Source organism: Gordonia sp. DT218, from assembly GCF_049847105.1.
Classification (GTDB): Bacteria; Actinomycetota; Actinomycetes; order Mycobacteriales; family Mycobacteriaceae; genus Gordonia.
This window is the reverse complement of sequence record NZ_JBNCNS010000013.1, coordinates 1-5,541: the sequence shown is the minus strand read 5'-3', so window position 1 is coordinate 5,541 and position 5,541 is coordinate 1. Positions and strand designations below refer to the sequence as shown.

Here is a 5,541-nt window from a genome sequence, read left to right as displayed (position 1 = left end):
GGTGGGTGTGTGTTCTTTGAGAACTCGATAGTGTGTTGATGAATTGTCTGATGCCATTTGTTTGGCATCGTGTGTCCAAGTTCTTTGGATTTTGGATATGAGATGGATTGTTTTTGTGGCATCTGCCCTGTGTGGGTGGGTGTTGCTAGTTTTTGTATTGGTCAGGTTTGTTTTTCTCTCTGACTGGGATTGTGTTGAAAGATGCCGGCCTTTGTGTTGGTGTTTTTTGTATGATTTTCATGGAGAGTTTGATCCTGGCTCAGGACGAACGCTGGCGGCGTGCTTAACACATGCAAGTCGAACGGAAAGGCCCCTTCGGGGGTACTCGAGTGGCGAACGGGTGAGTAACACGTGGGTGATCTGCCCCCAACTTTGGGATAAGCCTGGGAAACTGGGTCTAATACCGGATATGACCACATTTCGCATGGGGTGTGGTGGAAAGCTTTTGCGGTTGGGGATGGGCCCGCGGCCTATCAGCTTGTTGGTGGGGTAATGGCCTACCAAGGCGACGACGGGTAGCCGACCTGAGAGGGTGATCGGCCACACTGGGACTGAGACACGGCCCAGACTCCTACGGGAGGCAGCAGTGGGGAATATTGCACAATGGGCGGAAGCCTGATGCAGCGACGCCGCGTGAGGGATGACGGCCTTCGGGTTGTAAACCTCTTTCACCAGGGACGAAGCGTGAGTGACGGTACCTGGAGAAGAAGCACCGGCCAACTACGTGCCAGCAGCCGCGGTAATACGTAGGGTGCGAGCGTTGTCCGGAATTACTGGGCGTAAAGAGCTCGTAGGCGGTTTGTCGCGTCGTCTGTGAAATTCTGCAACTCAATTGTAGGCGTGCAGGCGATACGGGCAGACTTGAGTACTACAGGGGAGACTGGAATTCCTGGTGTAGCGGTGAAATGCGCAGATATCAGGAGGAACACCGGTGGCGAAGGCGGGTCTCTGGGTAGTAACTGACGCTGAGGAGCGAAAGCGTGGGTAGCGAACAGGATTAGATACCCTGGTAGTCCACGCCGTAAACGGTGGGTACTAGGTGTGGGTTCCTTTTCACGGGATCCGTGCCGTAGCTAACGCATTAAGTACCCCGCCTGGGGAGTACGGCCGCAAGGCTAAAACTCAAAGGAATTGACGGGGGCCCGCACAAGCGGCGGAGCATGTGGATTAATTCGATGCAACGCGAAGAACCTTACCTGGGTTTGACATACACCAGAAAGCTGTAGAGATACAGCCCCCCTTGTGGTTGGTGTACAGGTGGTGCATGGCTGTCGTCAGCTCGTGTCGTGAGATGTTGGGTTAAGTCCCGCAACGAGCGCAACCCTTGTCCTGTATTGCCAGCGGGTTATGCCGGGGACTTGCAGGAGACTGCCGGGGTCAACTCGGAGGAAGGTGGGGATGACGTCAAGTCATCATGCCCCTTATGTCCAGGGCTTCACACATGCTACAATGGCCGGTACAGAGGGCTGCGATACCGTGAGGTGGAGCGAATCCCTTAAAGCCGGTCTCAGTTCGGATCGGGGTCTGCAACTCGACCCCGTGAAGTCGGAGTCGCTAGTAATCGCAGATCAGCAACGCTGCGGTGAATACGTTCCCGGGCCTTGTACACACCGCCCGTCACGTCATGAAAGTCGGTAACACCCGAAGCCGGTGGCCTAACCCTTGTGGAGGGAGCCGTCGAAGGTGGGATCGGCGATTGGGACGAAGTCGTAACAAGGTAGCCGTACCGGAAGGTGCGGCTGGATCACCTCCTTTCTAAGGAGCACACAACATCACCCATTTCTGCAGGCATGTGTTCTGCGGTGGGTGTGTGTTCGAGGGTGAAACATCAGGCAGGCTGTGGGCGACCGTGTTCGGTTGTTTGTGGTTGTCGTTGGTCGTGAGGCCGGCGTGTCATCAGCACACTATCGGGGTTCTGAGGGAACACATGGTGTTGTCTCGGTGCTCGGGTGGCGGGTTGTCTTGTTGATTGTTCCTGTGATGGGGGCGTGAGAGTCGATCGCATTCGGGTGTGTGTTGTTTGAGAAGTGCATAGTGGATGCGAGCATCTTTATTTGTCATGAACACTTCGGTGTTTGTGGTTGAACGAGATAAAAGTTTTGTAGGTGATGTCTACATTCGATCCTCGCCGGCTGATGTTCCCTTTGTGGGGGTGTTGGTGGTGTGGGGGTGGTTTGTAGGTGTTGTTGTAAGTGTTTAAGGGCGTTCGGTGGATGCCTTGGCACCAGGAGCCGATGAAGGACGTGGTAGGCCGCGATAGTCCTCGGGGAGTTGTCAAACGAGCTGTGATCCGAGGGTGTCCGAATGGGGAAACCCAGCACGAGTGATGTCGTGTTACCCACCTGTGAATGTATAGCGGGTGTGGAGGGAACGTGGGGAAGTGAAACATCTCAGTACCCATAGGAAGAGAAAACAATTGTGATTCCGTGAGTAGTGGCGAGCGAAAGCGGAGGAGGCTAAACCATGCGCATGTGATACCTGGCAGGGTTTGTGTGTGTGGGGTTGTGGGGTTCATCTTCTCAGTGCTGCCGTGCTGGGCGTGAGTGATAAAATCATGGGTTAGGTGAAGTGGCCTGGAATGGTCTGCCGTAGTCGGTGAGAGTCCGGTAGCTGAAAACCTGTGGTCTTGCGTGATGGATGCCCAAGTAGCAGCGGGCTCGTGGAATCTGCTGTGAATCTGCCGGGACCACCCGGTAAGCCTGAATACTTCCTGGTGACCGATAGCGGACAAGTACCGTGAGGGAAAGGTGAAAAGTACCCCGGGAGGGGAGTGAAATAGTACCTGAAACCGGACGCTTACAATCCGTCAAAGCCTGTGCCACTTCGGTGGGTGGGTGATGGCGTGCCTTTTGAAGAATGAGCCTGCGAGTTAGTGCTCGGTGGCAAGGTTAACCCGTGTGGGGTAGCCGTAGCGAAAGCGAGTCTGAATAGGGCGTGGAGTCGCCGGGTCTAGACCCGAAGCGGAGTGATCTACCCATGGCCAGGGTGAAGCGACGGTAAGACGTCGTGGAGGCCCGAACCCACTTCAGTTGAAAATGGAGGGGATGAGCTGTGGGTAGGGGTGAAAGGCCAATCAAACTCCGTGATAGCTGGTTCTCCCCGAAATGCATTTAGGTGCAGCGTTGCATGTTTCTTACCGGAGGTAGAGCTACTGGATGGCCGATGGGCCCTATCAGGTTACTGACGTCAGCCAAACTCCGAATGCCGGTAAGTGAGAGTGTGGCAGTGAGACTGCGGGCGATAAGGTTCGTAGTCGAGAGGGAAACAGCCCAGATCGCCGGCTAAGGCCCCTAAGCGTGTACTAAGTGGAAAAGGATGTGGGATCGCAGAGACAACCAGGAGGTTGGCTTAGAAGCAGCCACCCTTGAAAGAGTGCGTAATAGCTCACTGGTCAAGTGATCCTGCGCCGACAATGTAGCGGGGCTCAAGTACACCGCCGAAGCCGCGGCACTTCACCAATACATCCCTTCACCCTTACGGGGGTGTTGGTAGTGGGTGGGGTGGGTAGGGGAGCGTCCTGCATCCCTGGAAGCACCGGCGTGAGCTAGGTGTGGAGGGTGTGGGAGTGAGAATGCAGGCATGAGTAGCGAAAGCAGAGTGAGAAACTCTGCCGCCGGATGACCAAGGGTTCCTGGGCCAGGCTAATCCGCCCAGGGTGAGTCGGGACCTAAGGCGAGGCCGACAGGCGTAGTCGATGGACAACGGGTTGATATTCCCGTACCCGTGTATCCGCGTCCATGCTGAATCAGCTGTACTAACCATCCAAATGGTGATCGATCTCCTTCGGGAGGCGTGAGCCGGCTGCATGGGACCTTGGCTGGTAGTAGGCAAGCGATGGGGTGACGCAGGAAGGTAGTGGGGCCAGTCAGTGGTAATACTGGTGTAAGCCTGTAGGACGAACGATAGGTAAATCCGTCGTTCATGTGTCTGAGAGGTGATGCGTAGCCGTTGAGGCGAATTCCATGATCCTATGCTGCCGAGAAAAGCCTCTAGCGAGTTGGTACACGGCCCGTACCCCAAACCAACACAGGTGGTCAGGTAGAGAATACTAAGGCGATCGAGAGAACTGTGGTTAAGGAACTCGGCAAAATGCCCCCGTAACTTCGGGAGAAGGGGGACCATGTCTGGTGATTGAGTTTTCCTCATGAGCTGGGTGTGGTCGCAGAGACCAGAGAGAAGCGACTGTTTACTAAAAACACAGGTCCGTGCGAAGTCGTAAGACGATGTATACGGACTGACGCCTGCCCGGTGCTGGAAGGTTAAGAGGACCGGTTAGTGCCCTTCGGGGTGCGAAGCTGAGAATTTAAGCCCCAGTAAACGGCGGTGGTAACTATAACCATCCTAAGGTAGCGAAATTCCTTGTCGGGTAAGTTCCGACCTGCACGAATGGCGTAACGACTTCTCTGCTGTCTCAACCACAGACTCGGCGAAATTGCAGTACGAGTAAAGATGCTCGTTACGCGCGGCAGGACGAAAAGACCCCGGGACCTTCACTATAGCTTGGTATTGGTGTTCGGTTCGGTTTGTGTAGGATAGGTGGGAGACTGTGAAGTGGGCACGCCAGTGTTCATGGAGTCGTTGTTGAAATACCACTCTGATCGTATTGGACTTCTAACCTCGGACCCTGATCGGGTTCAGGGACAGTGCCTGGTGGGTAGTTTAACTGGGGCGGTTGCCTCCCAAAATGTAACGGAGGCGCCCAAAGGTTCCCTCAGCCTGGTTGGCAATCAGGTGTTGAGTGTAAGTGCACAAGGGAGCTTGACTGTGAGACGTACATGTCGAGCAGGGACGAAAGTCGGGACTAGTGATCCGGCACCGGCAAGTGGAAGCGGTGTCGCTCAACGGATAAAAGGTACCCCGGGGATAACAGGCTGATCTTCCCCAAGAGTCCATATCGACGGGATGGTTTGGCACCTCGATGTCGGCTCGTCGCATCCTGGGGCTGGAGTAGGTCCCAAGGGTTGGGCTGTTCGCCCATTAAAGCGGCACGCGAGCTGGGTTTAGAACGTCGTGAGACAGTTCGGTCTCTATCCGCCGCGCGCGTCAGAAACTTGAGGAAACCTGTCCCTAGTACGAGAGGACCGGGACGGACGAACCTCTGGTGTGCCAGTTGTCCTACCAAGGGCACGGCTGGTTAGCTACGTTCGGAAGGGATAACCGCTGAAAGCATCTAAGCGGGAAGCCTGTTCCAAGATGAGGTTTCTCACCCCCTTCGAGGGGGTAAGGCCCCCCACAGACCATGGGGTTGATAGGCCAGAACTGGAAGTACAGCAATGTATGCAGGTGACTGGTACTAATCGGCCGAGGACTTACTAACAACACTCATTCACCGCAATGAGTTCGCATCCACTATGACACTTCTGAAACAACACACAACGGTTAAACAAACCCCATGTTGTGTGTGGGTTTCATAAAGTTACGGCGGCCATAGCGGAGGGGAAACGCCCGGTCCCATTCCGAACCCGGAAGCTAAGCCCTCCAGCGCCAATGGTACTGCACCCTAACCAGTGTGGGAGAGTAGGACACCGCCGAACACAACTC

At 55.2% G+C, this 5,541-nt stretch carries 3 rRNA genes; all 3 read left to right on the top strand.

The window, feature by feature from the left end:
• The first annotated feature begins 236 nt into the window (after nt 1–236).
• The 3 genes from ACPXCG_RS23935 to rrf all read left to right on the top strand — a co-directional run bounded on the left by ACPXCG_RS23935 (nt 237) and on the right by rrf (nt 5,534).
• Nucleotides 237–1,755: ribosomal RNA gene (locus tag ACPXCG_RS23935) — 16S ribosomal RNA — on the top strand.
• 431 nt (nt 1,756–2,186) lie between these two features.
• A 23S ribosomal RNA gene (locus ACPXCG_RS23930) occupies nt 2,187–5,317 on the top strand.
• A gap of 100 nt (nt 5,318–5,417) precedes the next feature.
• A 5S ribosomal RNA gene (gene rrf, locus ACPXCG_RS23925) occupies nt 5,418–5,534 on the top strand.
• Together the 16S, 23S and 5S rRNA genes form the textbook arrangement of a ribosomal RNA operon.
• Nucleotides 5,535–5,541: the final 7 nt, after the last annotated feature.